We start from the raw sequence: 16,463 nt of genomic DNA on the forward strand, positions 1-16,463 counted from the left end.
TAAGAACATAACAGGAACATATGGGATTTGGAGAACGTCATGGCACAGCCGGCCGTGACGCGCGAGCGGCTTTTTGCGCTCCGCGAAGCCATTGCAAAGCTTGAAGGAAAGCCCGCGCCTGCCTTGGCGGCTGCGGAAAGCGAAGCCTTGGCTGATAAGGGGACTCCCGCGAAGAACAAAGGTGTCCTTCGTCTTCCGCTTGGAATCCCTGCGCTCGACGAAGCGATTGATGGCGGCCTGCCACTCGATGGAATTACCGAGGTTCGCTCCGGCCACTTGCGGGAGGCCGGTGCCGGCAGCGGCTTTGCGTTGGCGCTTGCCGCCATGCTGCAACGTCAAACCGAGGAGAGCCCCAATGCATCGCTGCCAATCCTTTGGATCGCAGACATGGTTTCTACACTGGAAGCAGGTGCCCCCTACGCCATAGGTCTGCGCGATTTCGGTCTAAAGCCGGAAAAGTTCTTCTATGCAAGTCCACGCAAGTTGGAGGACGCCCTCTGGCTTGCCGAAGCCGCAGTCGAAAGCGGCGTCTTTCCTGCGACGATTCTGGAGATCCGAGGCAATCCCAAGCGTTTCGGCCTGACGGAGAGCCGCCGTTTGAGCTTGCGGGCGAAAGCGGTACAACGCCCGCTTTTCCTGTTGCGACAGGCTGGAGTGGAAGAAGCCAGCAGCGCTTACTTCCGCTTCCTTGCAGCACCCGCGCCGGCGCGGGTGCGCCACTTGCCTGATGGCACGAACTTGGACGGTAGCATCGGCAATCCAGTTTTTCATCTCACCCTGGAGAAGAGCCGCAATCCGGCTCCCCTCTCCTTTTTACTGGAGTGGAACCCTCATGACCGCCGTTTTTTCGCCGTCTCACAATCAGTCGACCCTTGCCTTCCAGACGAACGCGCAGCGCATCTTGGCACTCCAATTTCCGCATCTTCCAACCGACCGGATCGCAAGAAAGAAATGGGGGCTCTCCTGGCGTTCGCACGGACGTCCTGAGGCCGCACCGATCGTCTGTTGCAGCCGCCTCAACAATACCATGCGACTGACGGCGCTAGATGAGGTAGCCGAATCCCTCAATCTTAGGAAGCATATGGGCGTTGCCGAAGCCCGTGCCTTCTACCCGAAGCTTGATGTGATCGAGGACGACCCAGCCGCCAACCAACGCTTCCTGGAAGCGATCGCCGATTGGTGCGATCGCTATACTCCGCTTGTCGCTCTCGATGGCATGGACGGCCTGTTTCTCGACATAACCGGCTGCGCCCATCTGTTCGGCGGCGAAACGTCCCTTCTCAAGGATATTCTCGCAAGGCTCTTCCAAATGGGAATTGACGCTCGCGGCGCTATCTCCTCCTCACCCGGATTGTCTTGGGCCATCAGCCGTTTCGGCCAAGGCGGCATCATCGAACATGGAAAGACCGAACAGGCGCTTGCCCCCTTGCCCATCGCGGCCCTTCGCCTCGAGGAAGAAACCATAGGGGGCCTGAACAAGATGGGGCTCAAATATGTCGGCGATTTGCTGACCGCGCCCCGCGCCCCGCTCGCCCGCCGCTTCGGAGAAACCTTGCTCTTGAGGCTCGATCAGGCGCTTGGGGCCGACGAGGAACCCATATCTCCCCGCCTTCCGATCGCCAGCCTCTCCGTAGAACGTCGCCTGATCGAACCGATCGAAGCCAAAGACGATATCCTCGCAGTCGCCGATCAGATTGCCGTCTCGCTGAAACCGTCATTGGAAGCTCGCGGCGTCGGAGGACGCGTCTTCGAACTCGTTCTGTTCCGTGTTGATGGCAAGGTGTTCCGCATTTCTGCTGGGACCGCCCAACCTTTGCGGGAGCCCAAACGCATTGCTGCTCTCTTTGCCGAACGTCTGCAAGCCATTCACGACGATTTCGACGCGGGTTACGGTTTTGAAATCCTTCGCCTCAACGTGCTCCGTCACGAAGATTTCGTGACGGAGCAAGGCGATTTCGAGTATCGCCAGCAGAAGGATGCGTCTCTTGCTGCCTTCGTGGATAGGGTTTCCGCCCGCCTCGGGCCAGACTGCCTGCAGACCTTCCAATTGCGAGAGAGCCACGTACCGGAAAGAGCCGTTATTACCGCACCCGCAATCGATCACCTATCCGGCCCGATGATCAGGGAAGGACATCCTCCACCGGCTCGGAACGAGCGGCCCGTGCGGCTGTTGTGCAAGCCGGAACCGATGGACGCTTTTGCCATCGAAGTTCCCGATGGCGCGCCCGCCAGCTTTCACTGGCGGAGGATGCAGCATCGCGTCCTGAAGAGCGAGGGACCGGAACGGCTGGCGATGGAATGGTGGCTCGATGGATCAGATGCCGAGGATCGGGACTACTTCCGCATCGAAGACGATCAGGGACGCCGCTTCTGGATTTATCGCCAAGGCCATTATGAGCGTGATGCAGCACAGAACTGGTACATGCATGGAGTCATCGCCTGATGCCTGCCTTCTTCGAGATCGGCGCCAAGACCAATTTCTCGTTTCTGGAGGGCGCATCCAGACCTGAGGAAATGATCGTTCAGGCTGCCGTTCTGAAGCTTGGGGGACTTGGTATTGCTGACCGTAACTCGGTTGCGGGGGTCGTTCGAGCGCATGCCCAATCAAAGGCAATCCAAAAGAAGTTCGAACAAATGAGAGCCGGGCTTTTGGAGGAGCATGAAAAGAATGACGCCATCCTCCATCCGATTCGTTTTCAACCGGGCGCCCGCTTAGTCTTTGCGGATGGAACGCCTGATATTCTTGCCTATCCGCAGGATCGCCGAGGCTGGGCGCATCTTTGCCGATTGCTGAGCACCGGGAATCTTCGAACCGAGAAGGGAAAATGCGTCCTAACGGAAGGTGATCTGGTAGAATGGGGCGACGACATGATGCTCGCGCTCATTCCCGATCCGTCTATTGCCGACAATGGCAATCACCAAGCGTTCGAAGCCTGTCTGGATCGCTTCAGAAAACGCTTCTGGAAAAAATTCCACATCGCGCTCGCCCCCACCTATGACGGCCGCGACAAGCGTATGTTTGCGACCATTTCCATGCTGGCTGACCGCAGCCGTATCCCACTGATCGCTACCAACCAGCCGCTCTACCACGACACGACTCGCCGCCCCCTCGCCGATATAGTCACATCGATCAGGGAGCATGTTCCCATTCCCGAGGCTGGCTTTCTCCTGGCGCCGAATGCCGAACGTTATCTCAAGGACGGCGGCGAAATCCTACGCCTCTTCAAAGACTACCCACACGCCGTCACGAACACCGCAAAGTTCTTCGGCAGCCTTTCCTTTACACTCGATGAACTGGAACACAACTATCCCTCCGAGAATGACGAGGGGGAAACGCCGTATCAAACCCTGGAGCGCCTTACCAAGGCAGGCGCGGCAAAACGTTTTCCCGGCGGCATACCGGAGAAAGTCCAGCAGAACATCGAATACGAGCTAAGGCTCGTTCGCCAGAAGCAGTATGAACCATACTTCCTGACGGTTCACCGGATCATCCAGTATGCCCGACACGAGAAGAAAATTCTTTGTCAGGGTCGCGGCTCCGCGGCGAACTCGGTCATTTGCTATTGTCTCGAGATAACAGAGGTCAATCCGGAGAAGAGCACCCTGCTCTTCGATCGGTTCCTCTCGATGGACCGCGATGAGCCGCCGGATATCGATGTCGATTTCGAGCACGAGAGGCGCGAAGAGGTCATCCAGCATATCTACGAGAAATATGGCAAGGAGCATGCCGGCCTGACGGCAGGGGTGACGACCTACCGCACCCGGTCCGCAGGACGGGAGGTCTCAAAAGCCTTCGGTCTCTCGGAAGATGTTCAGTCTGCGATCGGCAGCCTGGTTTGGGGTTGGTCGGAAGAGAAGCTGTCCGAGCGCGAGGCAAAAGCGGCCGGGCTCGACATTTTCGATCCCATGACCAAGAACGTGCTGAAGTATGCTTCCGAGCTTCTTGGTTTTCCCCGCCACCTCACCCAGCATGTCGGCGGCTTCGTCATTACCAGGGACAGGCTGGATGAAGTCGTTCCGATCATGAAGACCGCAATGCCCGGACGCTACATGGTCGAGTGGGACAAGGATGACCTCGACAATTTGAAAATCCTCAAGGTCGACATCCTGGCGCTTGGAATGCTGACCGCGCTGAAGCGGGCATTCGATCTGCTTCTCCTGCATTACGACGTCAAGAAGACGCTCGCCGACCTCGGTAACGACACGCATGAGGACGAAGAGCCAGTCTACGAGATGATATGCCGGGCCGACACGCTTGGTGTTTTCCAGATCGAGAGCCGGGCGCAGATGAGTATGCTGCCGCGCCTGAAGCCAAAGAAATTCTACGACCTCGTCATCGAAGTCGCAATCGTTCGGCCAGGCCCCATCCAAGGCGACATGGTCCACCCCTACCTGAAGCGAAGGGAAGACAGGGATCGCGGTATCCCAATAGAGTATCCAAGCAACGAGTTGGAAAGTGTCCTGGAGCGAACGCTCGGCGTGCCGCTTTTCCAGGAACAGGCCATGCAGATCGCAATCACGGCGGCGGGATTTAAGCCGGCTGAAGCCGATCAGCTGAGGCGCGCCATGGCGACCTTCAAACGGACGGGCACCATCGGCAATTTCGAAAAGCGGTTCATCGAGGGCATGGTCGCGAAAAAGTACTCTCGCGATTTTGCCCAGCAATGTTTCAACCAGATCAAAGGTTTTGGCGAATACGGTTTCCCGGAAAGCCACGCCGCCTCGTTCGCTCTGCTCGTCTACGCCTCTTCCTGGGTAAAAGCCTACTATCCCGACGTCTTCTGTGCCGCGATGCTAAACTCACAGCCGATGGGCTTCTACGCTCCCGCACAACTCGTTCGGGACGCCCGGGAGCATGGCGTTGTGATCAGGCCGGTCGATATCAATGAATCGAACTGGGATTGTCTGCTTGAAGAGGCCGAATTCAACAAAGGGGCTGTTGATTTCCGGCATGCGGCCATGCGGGAAGTTATCCAGACGAAGCGAGCCGTTCGGCTTGGCTTTCGGCAGATAAAAGGCCTATCGGAAACAAGCATGCAGCAGCTTGTCGCCAACAGAGGCAGGGGTTATTCTTCGATCCGCGATCTCTGGCTGCGCTCAGGCCTGCAAAAGGCAGATATAGAACGACTTGCCGATGCAGACGCCTTTCATTCCATAAGACTGTCGCGACGGGAGGCACTCTGGGCCGTACGGGCACTCGATACGAAGAGTGCTGCCGAAAAGCTCCCTTTGTTCGACCAGGTGAGCCACATCGATTTGCAGGTCGAGCCTGAGACACGGCTGCCGAAAATGCTGGCTGGTGAACAGGTAGTCGAGGACTACCGCTACCTTTCGCTTTCCTTGAAGAGCCATCCCGTCTCCTTCCTACGAGGTGAATTCCACAATGCCGGGGTTGTGCGGAACATCGATCTTCTGACCATCCCGAATGGCGCACGAGTGACGATTGCTGGTCTGGTGTTGGTGCGTCAACGGCCGGGTTCGGCCAAGGGCGTCATCTTCATGACACTGGAGGACGAAACGGGGGTTGCCAATGCCATTGTCTGGAAGAAGGTATTCGAGAAATATCGTCCGATCGTCATGGGAGCGCGGCTCGTAAAGATTCGTGGCAAACTTCAGAGCCAGAGCGGCGTGATCCACACTGTCGTCGACCATATCGAGGATATGACGCCCGCGCTTGGCATCCTGAAAAAGGAAGCCCATCGATTCGATCCTCGCCAAGGGAAGCTCGCAACTTCACCTGATAAGGCAGTGATGAATAAAACGCTGATTTCAGGTAGCGTTGGCGCGAGAGAAACAACTCAAGTTCTGCCGAAAGGCCGCAATTTTCACTGAGGACAGAAAGTCAGGGTAAAGAAACACTGGCTGTGGTGGGCCGTCGATCAACATGGTTTTAGTCCAATGCGGCCATCATGCCAGGGCGGAAACGCTTGGAGTAGGATATGGCCGCTATCGTATCTTCGACCATACGCGGTGAGCCATTGCGATTGCGTCGCTACTCAACCCTGCTGACATGATGCCGCCCCGGCCGTGCCAGCGACCGGGCGATATCGACGATGTCGTCGCGCGATGCGGTCGGATCCTCCCGGTTCCACGCCACCCCCAGCCCGATCCGAAAGTCGATGCCTCTGACCTTCTTCAGTTCGAAGGCGCGGTTCGGAAGCTCGCGCGTCCATTCCGGGACAAAGCCGATGCCAAGCCCGGCTGAAACGAGCGACACCAAGGACCAGGTGTCGTCGCAGCTATAGGCGATATTCTTCACCAGGTCGTAGGTCTCGAACTTCTCCTGGAAGTAGCGCTCGGAAAACGACAGGTTCTGCCTGGAAAAGGCGATGAGCTTCTGATCGCTGAGATCGTCGATGGTGATCTCGTCGCGCGCGGCCAGCGGATTGCCATGGCCAACCGCCAGATAATAGCGCTCCGAGGCAATCGAGAAGAAGCGCAACGCGCCGATGTTTTCCACCGGGCGGATGAAGCCGAGATTGATCTGGCCGCTTTCCAGGTTGCGGATGATCTCGCCGGTGTTGCCGGCAGCGATATGGATCTTCACGTCAGGGAACTTGCGGGCGATCTTCGCAAGAAAGGTCGGCAGCATGCCGATGGTGGCCGGATAGACGGTGCCGATCTTGATCTGGCGCATGCGGCTGCCGCCGGCCGCCCGCGTCAGCTCGGTGGTCAGATCGACCTCGCTGAGGATGCGCACGCAGCGATCGTAGAAGGTTTCCCCTGCCCTGGTCAGCTCCACCCGCCTCGTCGAGCGGATGAACAGCGCACAGCCAAGCTCCCTTTCCAGTGCCATGACGTGATTGCTGAGCGCCGGCTGGGCAATCCGCACCCTCGCTGCCGCCCGGCCGAAGTGCAGTTCCTCGGCCACCGCTTTGAAATAGGAGAGCTGACGCAGTTCCATGGAGACCACCGATCTCGGGCACCGGTCGATGTCGGTGGCCCGCCATATTGTAATATGTCGGATATATCCGATGGATTAACGCAATGCAAGATGGTGGCCATGAACCATGGACACTCGTGCTCGCATCGCCTGGAATCTTCGACAGTTGCGCTCAACGATGGGCGTAACGCAGGAAAATCTTGCTGTAGATGCGAACATCGATCGGACGGTTGTGAGTGACTTGGAGCGAGGTAGGCATAACGCCTCAATCGATCTCCTTGATCGCCTTGCCACCGCGCTCGCTGTAGATATCGCGGTTCTTTTTGCAGAACCGGATCCCACCGACCCCAGGCCGACGCCCCTTCGGCCCGGCCGGAAAGCCACCAAGTGATCGGGCATGGAGGCTGTTATTCGATCGGCTTGAACGGACAATGACCTGCGTCTGCCTGGTCGGTGATCTCATGCTGTTGTGAAACGGTCGTCGGGAACTCTCCGCAATCAGGATCTTCGTCATCACAGCCGGCCTTGCTCGCCAGCTCGTGACCTCCTGGATGCATTACATCTGAAGAGCTTCCTTTTTATTTTCTTAACATGCGACGAACGACCTTGTTCCATGACTCTATTTTTCTTGACACCCGCCCTCTTCTTTTGCAGAAAAGACGATAGTGAATGTCATGTTTGGAATGTCGACGTGCTTGTCTGCAGCTGCAACTACATAACTGATCACGAAATCCGGGAAGTCATCACCGAGCTTCTCGATCAGGACTGCTGGCAGCTGATCGTACCTGCAAAGGTTTACCACGCCATGGAAAAGCGCGGTCGCTGCTGTGGCTGCTTCCCAAACGTGGTCGATATTATCATCCAGACGACCGAGGAATATCACGCCCGCCATCACTCGACGGAAGCCGAATTATTTGATTTCATGTCCCGCCTGAGAAAATTCCATGAAGAAAACAGGAGAGCGGATATTGAAAGGCGACAAAAAAGTCATCGAGCGGCTTAACGAAGCCCTCTTTCTCGAACTCGGCGCCGTAAACCAATACTGGGTCCATTATCGACTGCTTGAAGACTGGGGCTACACCAAGCTCGCCAAGAAGGAACGGGCTGAATCCATTGAGGAAATGCATCACGCCGACCGACTGGTCGCACGCATCATCTTCCTCGAAGGACACCCCAACCTCCAGACCCTTGCTCCGCTTCGCATCGGCCAGAACGTCAAGGAAGTTCTGGAGGCCGATCTTGCCGGCGAATACGATGCACGCACCGCTTACAAGAAGTCACGCGACATCTGTCACGAAGCCGGCGACTATGTTTCGATGAAGCTTTTTGAGGAACTCTTGGCGGACGAGGAAGGTCACATCGACTTCCTCGAAACGCAGCTGGAGCTGCTAGGCAAGATCGGCGAGTCCAAGTACGGACAACTTAACGCCGACTCCGCCAACGAGGCTGAGTAACACCATGACCGGCAGCCCTCAGCCGCCGGTCAATTACTCTGCGGCACTCACGCCAACCAGGTGCCTGAACTCGCCGACCACCTGCTCATAGACAGCCCGCTTGAAGGGCACGATGAGGCCCGGCAGGCTCTCCATCGGCTTCCAATCCCAAGCATCGAACTCAGGCGCATGGCCGCCGGGCGGCGGATTGATCGTGACCTCGCTCTCGTCACCATCGAAACGGAACGCAAACCAACGCTGCGTCTGGCCGCGAAACTTGCCCTTCAATCCGATACCAATCAGCTGGGGCGGTAAATCATAGTTGATCCAATTCCGCGCCTCCGCGAGCAGCGTCACCGTGCGAATGCCCGTCTCCTCGTAAAGCTCGCGGTAGGCCGCCTCAAGCGGATCCTCGCCCTTGTCGATGCCGCCCTGCGGCATCTGCCAAAGCTGCGGCGATCCGTCATACTCAGAATTTTCTTCCGGAATCCTTCGGCCCACCCATACGAGGCCCTGGCGATTGAGGATCAGGACGCCGACGCAGGGGCGATACGGCAGGTCTTCGGCTTTGACGATCGGCTTGCTCATAGGCTCTCTCTGTTCAAGGTCTTTCCGGATCATTGGTCAGCGCTGCGACACCGACAATTTCAATGCCTCGCATGGCCGCTTCCTGCGCCCATTGCGCGATTGCATCAACGCTCTCGTCAAAGGCGGCAGCGACACCGATCGCCTGGCCGTTACGCTTCGCAACCCGTTCGAGTTCATCCAGCTTCTGGATGATCGCGTTCACGTCAAGCTGCTTATCCAACTGCACATCCGCAAAGGCGTACGGAACTTCAGTTCCCTTTGCGACCGCGGCGGTCTTGGATTGGGCCGACGTTCCGTCATCAAGGAACAGCAACCCGCGCTTTCCGAGATCCCGCATGACCGGTTCCATGGCGTTGGGGTCGGAAAGGAAGCGGCCACCCTGATAGTTCATAATGCCGGTATAGTTCGTTATCTCGCCCATTGCCCGGTGCAGGCTTTCAATATTCTTCGTAACCGAGCTTGACGTCAGCAGCGTATCTGGGCCCGGATCGTTTGCCGGATAATCAAATGGTTCGAACGGAACCTGCAACAGGATTTCGTGGCCGCCGCGGCGCGCTTCCTGCATCCAGCGTTGCAAGCTGTTACCGCTGGCGGCAAAGGCGAAGGTAACCTCCTCCGGCAATTGCTGGATGGCGCGCTGTGTCCCCGTCTGGCTAAGCCCGAGACCGCTGACGACGATCGCGATGCGAGTCCCGTGGACGCCGGACCATGGTCGCGCATACTGGTCCATTGGGCGGCGCCCGTCCGGTCCGACGATCGGCAGCCGTCCCAACGGCGTGTCTTCCAGAAGCGCGTCGTTCGGTAGCGCCGCCATACGTGGATCCTGGCCGACCTGCGAGGCATCGACCAACACCGGGCCGTTTTCGTCCCGTTGCCTGGGAGAGTATTTCGTGACGACGGATCCGTCGCCGGTGACCATCCGCTCTACATTTGCGCCCGATCTCGAATCCGATGGCAGCATACCATTGGGAGCGACTGCGGATGAAGTCTGCGAGGGCACGTGATTCTGAACCGTGTCGGAAGATGGCGCAGCCGCCTGGTCCTGCGCCGGTGGCGTCTGCCCCTTCAATCCGTCACCGCGAAATGCCGTATAGATGGACGAAGCCCCGATCAGGACGAGGCAAATCCCGGCGGCAACACGACCTGTACGCAGAATACCCGGTCGCTGCCGCTTGGCCTTTCGGTTCTGTCCCAGAGGGGCATGCAGATCGGTATCCAAACTTCTTTTCCGCTTTAGAATCAGGACAGCAAAAAGGCGTCAGGCCGGATAAACCATCCGGCCTGACGCCTCAAATTGCGATTACTTGGCGCTGACAGCCTTGTCAGGATTGGGCGGGAATGCCGGATCGGTCTTCTTGCCGCGAAGTAGGTCAAGCGCGTAGTTGAGCTGGACGTCGTCCTTCGGCTCCGGCGGAACATAGGCAATCGAACCAGAGCCTTCGTCTGTCTCGCTCTGGCCCTTGATGTGCCCGCGCAGGCTCGACTCGCCTTCCGTGACCATCTTGCCCTTCAGATCATCCGGAAGCGGCTCCTCCACCTTGATATCAGGCGTGATGCCCGTGCCCTGGATGGAGCGACCAGAAGGCGTGTAGTAGAGCGCTGTCGTCAACCGCAGCGCGCCGTTTTCGCCGAGCGGGATGATAGTCTGGACCGAGCCCTTGCCGAACGAGCGCGTGCCGAGAACAGTCGCGCGACGCAGATCCTGCAGCGCACCGGCAACGATTTCCGAAGCAGATGCCGAACCGCCGTTGATCAGCACGATCACCGGCTTACCATCCGTCAGGTCACCCGGACCAGCGTTGAAGCGGCGAGTCTCATCCGGATTGCGGCCACGCGTGGAAACCACTTCGCCGCGCTGCAGCAACGCATCTGAAACCTGGATTGCCTGATCGAGCAGACCACCCGGGTTAAGACGAAGATCGAGGACGTAGCCCTTCAGCTTGTCAGCCGGGACTGTCTTCTTGATCTTCTCGATCGCCTTCTCGAGATCGGGGTAAGTCTTCTCGGTGAAGGAAATAATGCGCAGATAACCGACATCATCCTCGACGCGCGACTTCACGGCCTGAACAGCGACAACATCGCGGACGATCGTCAGCTGGATCGGCTTGTCAGCACCCTTGCGGATCAGCGTCAGCTTGATCGGTGTGTTGACCGGACCACGCATCTTTTCGACCGCGTCTTCGAGCTTCAGACCGCGAACCGATTGACCATCGATCTCGGAGATATAATCACCAGCAAGGACGCCGGCCTTGGCTGCAGGCGTATCATCGATCGGCGTAATGACCTTGACGAGCTCGTCTTCCATGGTGACCTCGATACCGAGGCCGCCGAATTCGCCCTTCGTCTGGGTCTGCATATCAGCGGCATCCTTGGCATTCATATAGCTAGAATGCGGATCCAGCGAAGAAAGCATGCCATTGATGGCGTTTTCGATGAGTTTGTCTTCGGCAGGCGGCGTCACGTACTGTGCGCGCACACGCTCAAAAACGTCACCAAAAACGGAAAGCTCCTTGTAAGTGGAGGCTCCGGCTGCTTCCGCAGGCACGCCCGCCGAATAGATGACGCTCATCGCGGTCGCACCCATTAATGCGCCGACCAGAACAAGAGAAGCCCTACGAATCATTGCGTGCCTTTCCAGTGTCTTTAGCGGTCCACCATGGTCGGGAATCGACCGGTTTTCCATCTTTTCGAAATTCAATGTAAAGCGTTGGACGGTTGGTTTCCAGCGCCAATGCAGTCGCGCTCGCCACTCTTTTTGCACCCATGGCGGCAAGCGGCTCGCCGGCGAAGACGAACTTGCCCTGACGCGTGCTGATCGTCTCCATTCCAGAAAGGACAAGGTGGTAACCGTCGCCTGCGTCGAGGATGATCATCTGGCCGTAGCTGCGGAATGCACCCGCGTAGACGACAAGGCCGTCTGCGGGAGCGGTAACCACCGTTTCCGGATTGGTGGCAAGCGTCATTCCCATCGCCTCATGGCCGGTTCCGTCGGCATCGCCGAACTGGCGGAGGACATCGCCTGCCACAGGCAATTCCAGCTTCGCCTTCAATTCTCCGAAGGGATATGCGGGCGCAATACGGTTTTTATCAGGCACACCGCTCTCCGCGAGCGCCCTGGCGTGGGCACGCTGCTCGTCGGTGAGAAGCTTGCGGTTCTCTTCGGCTTGGCGCGCTGCAGCGGCGGCGTCGCGAACGGATGCGATCTCGGTTTCCATCGATGCGACCAGCCCCTCCAGACTTGTCGCCTTGCTGGCAAGATCCTCCGAGCGCTTCTTCTCTGCATCCAGTTCCGCGGCGCTGCTGCGGCTGAGCTTCTCGTTCTCAGCGAGAAGCAAATCCATTCGTCGCTCTTCCTCGATACTGTTCGTCATCGTTGCAGTGAAGGCTGATTTCTCCGCAGCACTTGCTGCCTGCAACGAAGACAGGTTGGCAAGATCGGCGACGAGCTTGTCGGTCTCCTTTCGGATACCGGGAACCACTGCCCCAAGCAGGATTGCGCTGCGGACCGAAGCGAGCGCATCGTCGGGTGTGACGAGAAGGGCCGGCGGCGGATTGCGGCCCATGCGCTGCAAAGCCCCCAGCACCTCCGCCAGCAAACCACGCCGTTCATGCAGCGACCGGCGAACCGCGTCTTCTTTTACGCCCAGATCGGCCAGCTTCTTCTCGCTCACCAGGATCTGCTTCTCAAGCGACTTGCGCCGCGTCGCTGAATCAATCAGCGCCTGACGAACGCTGCTGTTGTTCTTGTCCAGATCCGCGATGCTCTTCTGAAGATCAGCAACCCTATCCGATGAAAGTTCGATCGTTTTAGACAAGGCTTCGAGTTCAGCCCGAGTCTCATCCCGCTTCCTCGCGAGATCAGCTGCCGGATCGGGGCGCTCCTCGGCGGCCGTAGCAGTTGTGGCAGCAGGCGTTTCGGCCGGCGACATCTGCGCAGCTTGCGGCGCATCCTGCGCGAAGGCGCTGGCGGCGAAGGGGCGGTTCGCAACTACCGCCACAGACACACTCAAACCTACGGCCAGGGCCGGCAGAATGACGTATTTTGGCTTGAACGCACGTGTCGGCATACGAACTTTGAAATCCTTTCAAATCGCGCGGAGATTAGGCTGATTTGGCATTGTTTGCCAGATCGATTGAGGATCCGCATTCCACGACGGACACGGCTGCATGAGCAGCAAGGCCCATCACACGCGATGATAGGGATGGCCGGAAAGGATCGTCACGGCTCGATAGAGCTGCTCGGCAATCAGCGTACGAACCAACTGATGCGGCCAAGTCATCTTACCAAGACAGAGGGTTGCATCGGCAAGGTTGTACAAAGACTGATCGAGACCATCGGCGCCGCCGATGGCAATTATCAGGTCGCGCTTGCCTTGGTCGCGATAGTTTCCAAGGAGATTGGCAAATCCCGCGCTGTCGAGTGCCTTGCCTCGCTCGTCCAACAAAATGAGAACACTCCCCTCCGCCAGCGACTTCTGCAGCAACGCCGCTTCGTCACGCTTGCGGGTATCGGCGTTCGATGCACGACTTTCGGCAACTTCGGCCACACGGGAGAATTCGAGGCCGACCGCAGGGCCGGCCTTGGCAAAACGATCGAAATAGCGGGCGGCAAGATCTTTCTCGGGGCCGGACTTCAGCCGCCCCACTGCAAAAAGACCTACACGCATTATCCGCTCCCGCAGTTCGCCATAGGGCGATATAGCGCCCGTCTATCAGGCGGCGGACAAAGCGTCCAGCAGCCTGTCAGTGCACCGTTTCCTCGTCCATATCCGGCGCAGCCCACATCTTTTCGATGTTGTAGAACTCGCGTATTTCTGGACGGAAGACATGGACGATGACATCGCCGGTGTCGATCAGGATCCAATCGCCGCCTTCCTGACCTTCGACACGGGCGCTTCCAAAGCCCTCGTCTTTGAGATCAGTCAGTAAGTGGTCGGAGATCGCCATGACATGCCTGTTCGAGCGCCCGGAGACGACGACCATGAAGTCTCCCAGTGCCGATTTTCCAGCAATGTCGATGGTAACGATATCTTCAGCTTTAGAGTCCTCAAGGCTTGTGAGGACGGCGTGCAGGGCGCGGGCGGCAGCATCGGCGCCACGTTCCGAGCTCTTCGGGACAACGGCAAGCGTTTTTCCCTTGGCGTGTACTGTTGTCAGTGCTTTCCCTTTCTCGGAATGACAAAACATGCACATCACTGATTTGGTGACCAAATCATAGTTAAGATAGGCACCAAACCATTAACGTTTCAAGACGCGCGCAATCACAAAGCGTGAATGTCCGTCTTGATCACAAACCATTGTTGAATGGAGGACTGCGCATCGGGCCTGCTGTGTACAGCCCGTATCACCGCACGTAAAGTAAGTTCCGTTCCGACCGCAAAGATCCATACGATGAACAACCCCGTCGAAGACACGCTTATTCCTATACTCCGCATCAGCTTTCCTCATGAGGACCGGCTGGGCCGCGGCAAGATGGAACTGCTCGAACATATCAGGGAAACCGGATCGATTTCCGCCGCAGGCAGGGCGATGGACATGTCCTATCGTCGCGCCTGGCTACTTGTCAGTGACATGAATCGGATGTTCCGGGATCCGGTGGTCGAATCCCAGCGCGGTGGGCAGAAGGGCGGGGGCGCAGCGGTGACACCGTTCGGTGATGAACTCCTTGCCCGCTTTCGAAACATGGAGCGGACGGTGAAGCTCATCCTTGCGGAAGATTTGGCCTGGCTCGAGGCAAACCGATCGACCCAAACCGATCGTTGATCACTGTTCCAGCGCGACGGTCTTTATGACGGCAAAAACCGGGGCTCCGATGCACACGCCCAGCCGCTCAGCCGAAAAACTCGTGATCCGCGAGAGAATTATGTCCCCACCGCAGTCGACGAGTACATCGATCGTGGCGTCATCGGCCTGCGTCATGTCCTGAACGGTGCCTTCAAGCACATTCAGCGCGCTGAGCGCCTCGGGCCTTCTTATTGCCAGCATTACGTCGCGAGAGGGGATCCGGACCCGAACCGCCTTCCCGGGCGTGAGCGCCGCACCCGGCACATGAAGCTGCGTTGATTTCAGGAAAATGGTCGCAATGCGATGCTGCGTATCGACGCTTTCGACCTTTCCCTCGAGGAGCGCACCATCACGCCGCTCGAATGAGGCAGGCGGGTGGTTCAACACATTCACGGCTGGTCCGATCGCCTCCACCTCGCCATCCCGCATGACCACGACCTGATTGGCGAGGCGCGCGACCTCGGCGATCGAGTGGCTGACGTAGACGATCGGAATATCCATCTCGTCGCGCAACCGCTCGAGGTAGGGCATGACTTCTGCTTTTCGTGCATCATCCAGGCCCGCTAAGGGTTCGTCCATCAACAGGAGGCGGGGAGTCGACAGCAGGGCCCGGCCAATTGCCACACGTTGCTTCTCGCCGCCCGAGAGCTTTTCCGGTTTGCGCTCGAGCAGGCTTTCGATACCGAGCAGTGCGACAATTCGATCCAAGCTCTCCGACGGACCAGCGACTTTGCCAAACCACCGACCATATGACAGGTTGTTCCGTACACTGAGGTGTGGAAACAACCGTGCCTCCTGGAAGACATAGCCGAATCTTCGGCGGTGCTTGGCGACAAAGATCCGCCGGTCGGTATCCGTCATAACATCACCGTCAACGATCACGTGCCCATTGTCGGGTCTCGCTAGCCCCGCGATGATGCGAATCATCGAGGTCTTGCCGGAGCCCGACCGGCCGAAAAGGGCAGTGATCCCCCGCTCAGAGGTGAAGCTGGCGTCGAGGGAAAAGGTGCCAAGCCGCTGCTTTGCTTGCACGACGAGCGTCATTCCGGATCAATCCTCCTGCCGGCGATGCGCGAGAGAAATTCCGAGGCAAGCAAAGCGACCATCGAAATGGCGGCAGCGACGAGCGTCAGCCGCAGGGCGCCGGCATCACCGCCCGGGACCTGCGTAAAGGAGTAGATCGCCGAAGAAATGGTCTGTGTTTCTCCGGGGATGTTGGAGACGAACGTGATGGTTGCCCCGAACTCCCCCATTGCCTTGGCGAAGGAAAGGATCATTCCGGCAATGATCCCGGGCAGTGTCAGCGGCAATGTAATCGTCATGAAAACCCAGAAGGGGCTGGCTCCCAGCGTCCCGGCTGCCTCCTCCAGTTTTCGATCGACTGCTTCAATCGAGAGTCGGATGCTACGCACCATCAAGGGAAAGGCCATCACTGCGCAGGCTAGCGCCGCACCCGTCCAGCGAAACGAAAAGACGATGCCGAAATACTGGTCGAGAAAACTACCGATCGGTCCGCGACGTCCAAACAGGATCAGCAAGATGAAACCTGTGACGACAGGGGGAAGGATCAGCGGGAGGTGAACAACCCCATTCAGGATCGACTTACCCCAAAACCGTCCGCGCGCCAGCAGCAGGGCGACTCCTATGCCAAATGGCAAACTCGCCAGCATCGCGACCACGGACACACGCAGGCTGAGCAAGATTGCCGTCCATTCATCATTGCTCAGGCCGAGTGCGTCCAAGCCATCTCTCCAGAAATAGAAGGCCCGTTCGAG

The 16,463-nt window shown here is 58.1% G+C and carries 16 protein-coding genes; 7 read left to right on the plus strand and 9 right to left on the minus strand.

Translation table 11 applies throughout. The features are described from left to right. Positions 1-39: 39 nt before the first annotated feature. Genes BN77_RS34625 through BN77_RS03515 form a run of 3 tightly spaced genes read left to right on the plus strand, consistent with a single transcriptional unit; the run spans position 40 to position 5,832 of the window. Positions 40-987: an ImuA family protein gene (locus BN77_RS34625; RefSeq protein WP_007528502.1), complete on the plus strand. Its 948-nt coding sequence runs from the start codon at positions 40-42 to the stop codon at positions 985-987. Further along, positions 902-2,443 carry a Y-family DNA polymerase gene (locus BN77_RS03510; RefSeq protein ID WP_280109948.1) on the plus strand — a complete coding sequence of 514 codons (1,542 nt, stop codon included), beginning with the start codon at positions 902-904 and terminating at the stop codon, positions 2,441-2,443. The genes BN77_RS34625 and BN77_RS03510 overlap by 86 nt, the downstream gene beginning before the upstream one ends. Beyond that, on the plus strand, positions 2,443-5,832 hold the full coding sequence (locus BN77_RS03515; RefSeq protein WP_007528506.1) for an error-prone DNA polymerase: 3,390 nt from the start codon (positions 2,443-2,445) through the stop codon (positions 5,830-5,832). The genes BN77_RS03510 and BN77_RS03515 overlap by 1 nt, the downstream gene beginning before the upstream one ends. A gap of 160 nt (positions 5,833-5,992) precedes the next feature. Here the strand turns inward: BN77_RS03515 and BN77_RS03520 are convergent, their stop codons facing one another. Beyond that, complete coding sequence (locus tag BN77_RS03520; RefSeq protein ID WP_007528509.1) at positions 5,993-6,904, minus strand: LysR family transcriptional regulator; 912 nt, start codon at positions 6,902-6,904, stop codon at positions 5,993-5,995. A gap of 106 nt (positions 6,905-7,010) precedes the next feature. Between BN77_RS03520 and BN77_RS03525 the strand changes: the two genes are divergently transcribed. The 3 genes from BN77_RS03525 (at position 7,011) to bfr (ending at position 8,337) form a co-directional block, all read left to right on the plus strand. After that, a complete protein-coding gene (locus tag BN77_RS03525) occupies positions 7,011-7,274 on the plus strand; it encodes a helix-turn-helix domain-containing protein (protein ID WP_007528511.1) in 264 nt (87 codons plus the stop codon). A 222-nt stretch (positions 7,275-7,496) separates the two neighbouring features. Further along, the gene (locus tag BN77_RS34630; protein WP_081593519.1) at positions 7,497-7,886 is read left to right on the plus strand and encodes a (2Fe-2S)-binding protein; all 390 of its coding nucleotides are present in this window, start codon (positions 7,497-7,499) and stop codon (positions 7,884-7,886) included. Then, positions 7,852-8,337 (plus strand): bacterioferritin, encoded by a 486-nt coding sequence (bfr, locus tag BN77_RS03535; protein ID WP_007528518.1) that lies wholly within the window; start codon positions 7,852-7,854, stop codon positions 8,335-8,337. Before BN77_RS34630 ends, bfr begins: the two co-directional genes overlap by 35 nt. Positions 8,338-8,370: 33 nt before the next feature. On the opposite strand, the gene BN77_RS03540 is transcribed toward bfr, so the two are convergent. From BN77_RS03540 to rsfS, 6 genes are all read right to left on the minus strand, one after another. Further along, positions 8,371-8,904, minus strand: coding sequence for an RNA pyrophosphohydrolase (locus BN77_RS03540; protein ID WP_007528520.1), 534 nt, complete (start codon positions 8,902-8,904; stop codon positions 8,371-8,373). A gap of 13 nt (positions 8,905-8,917) precedes the next feature. Continuing rightward, positions 8,918-10,123, minus strand: coding sequence for a divergent polysaccharide deacetylase family protein (locus BN77_RS03545; RefSeq protein ID WP_007528523.1), 1,206 nt, complete (start codon positions 10,121-10,123; stop codon positions 8,918-8,920). A gap of 81 nt (positions 10,124-10,204) precedes the next feature. Next, positions 10,205-11,527, minus strand: coding sequence for a S41 family peptidase (locus BN77_RS03550; RefSeq protein WP_040676691.1), 1,323 nt, complete (start codon positions 11,525-11,527; stop codon positions 10,205-10,207). Next, the gene (locus tag BN77_RS03555; protein WP_007528527.1) at positions 11,517-12,971 is read right to left on the minus strand and encodes a murein hydrolase activator EnvC family protein; all 1,455 of its coding nucleotides are present in this window, start codon (positions 12,969-12,971) and stop codon (positions 11,517-11,519) included. The genes BN77_RS03550 and BN77_RS03555 overlap by 11 nt, the downstream gene beginning before the upstream one ends. Before the next feature lie 117 nt (positions 12,972-13,088). After that, entirely contained in the window at positions 13,089-13,571 is a 483-nt protein-coding gene (rlmH, locus tag BN77_RS03560) for a 23S rRNA (pseudouridine(1915)-N(3))-methyltransferase RlmH (protein ID WP_007528529.1), read from the minus strand. 76 nt (positions 13,572-13,647) lie between these two features. Continuing rightward, positions 13,648-14,091 carry a ribosome silencing factor gene (gene rsfS, locus BN77_RS03565; protein ID WP_007528531.1) on the minus strand — a complete coding sequence of 148 codons (444 nt, stop codon included), beginning with the start codon at positions 14,089-14,091 and terminating at the stop codon, positions 13,648-13,650. Between the two features lie 204 nt (positions 14,092-14,295). Here rsfS and BN77_RS03570 point away from each other — a divergent pair, with 204 nt between their 5' ends. Continuing rightward, on the plus strand, positions 14,296-14,667 hold the full coding sequence (locus tag BN77_RS03570) for a winged helix-turn-helix domain-containing protein (RefSeq protein WP_007528533.1): 372 nt from the start codon (positions 14,296-14,298) through the stop codon (positions 14,665-14,667). On the opposite strand, the gene modC is transcribed toward BN77_RS03570, so the two are convergent. Beyond that, complete coding sequence (gene modC, locus BN77_RS03575; RefSeq protein ID WP_007528536.1) at positions 14,668-15,732, minus strand: molybdenum ABC transporter ATP-binding protein; 1,065 nt, start codon at positions 15,730-15,732, stop codon at positions 14,668-14,670. After that, a complete protein-coding gene (gene modB, locus BN77_RS03580; protein WP_007528538.1) occupies positions 15,729-16,430 on the minus strand; it encodes a molybdate ABC transporter permease subunit in 702 nt (233 codons plus the stop codon). The genes modC and modB overlap by 4 nt, the downstream gene beginning before the upstream one ends. Positions 16,431-16,463: the final 33 nt, after the last annotated feature.

Source organism: Rhizobium mesoamericanum STM3625, assembly GCF_000312665.1.
Classification (GTDB): Bacteria; Pseudomonadota; Alphaproteobacteria; order Rhizobiales; family Rhizobiaceae; genus Rhizobium; species Rhizobium mesoamericanum.

Excerpts from the sequence above, each read along its gene's own strand:
- rlmH (WP_007528529.1), bottom strand. The coding sequence starts at position 13,571 with ATGCGTGTAGGTCTTTTTGCAGTGGGGCGGCTGAAGTCCGGCCCCGAG.
- BN77_RS34630 (WP_081593519.1), top strand. The coding sequence starts at position 7,497 with ATGACTCTATTTTTCTTGACACCCGCCCTCTTCTTTTGCAGAAAAGAC.
- BN77_RS03550 (WP_040676691.1), bottom strand. The coding sequence starts at position 11,527 with ATGATTCGTAGGGCTTCTCTTGTTCTGGTCGGCGCATTAATGGGTGCG.
- BN77_RS03525 (WP_007528511.1), top strand. The coding sequence starts at position 7,011 with ATGGACACTCGTGCTCGCATCGCCTGGAATCTTCGACAGTTGCGCTCA.
- BN77_RS34625 (WP_007528502.1), top strand. The coding sequence starts at position 40 with ATGGCACAGCCGGCCGTGACGCGCGAGCGGCTTTTTGCGCTCCGCGAA.
- BN77_RS03570 (WP_007528533.1), top strand. The coding sequence starts at position 14,296 with ATGAACAACCCCGTCGAAGACACGCTTATTCCTATACTCCGCATCAGC.
- rsfS (WP_007528531.1), bottom strand. The coding sequence starts at position 14,091 with ATGTTTTGTCATTCCGAGAAAGGGAAAGCACTGACAACAGTACACGCC.
- BN77_RS03515 (WP_007528506.1), top strand. The coding sequence starts at position 2,443 with ATGCCTGCCTTCTTCGAGATCGGCGCCAAGACCAATTTCTCGTTTCTG.
- BN77_RS03555 (WP_007528527.1), bottom strand. The coding sequence starts at position 12,971 with ATGCCGACACGTGCGTTCAAGCCAAAATACGTCATTCTGCCGGCCCTG.
- BN77_RS03540 (WP_007528520.1), bottom strand. The coding sequence starts at position 8,904 with ATGAGCAAGCCGATCGTCAAAGCCGAAGACCTGCCGTATCGCCCCTGC.
- modC (WP_007528536.1), bottom strand. The coding sequence starts at position 15,732 with ATGACGCTCGTCGTGCAAGCAAAGCAGCGGCTTGGCACCTTTTCCCTC.
- BN77_RS03520 (WP_007528509.1), bottom strand. The coding sequence starts at position 6,904 with ATGGAACTGCGTCAGCTCTCCTATTTCAAAGCGGTGGCCGAGGAACTG.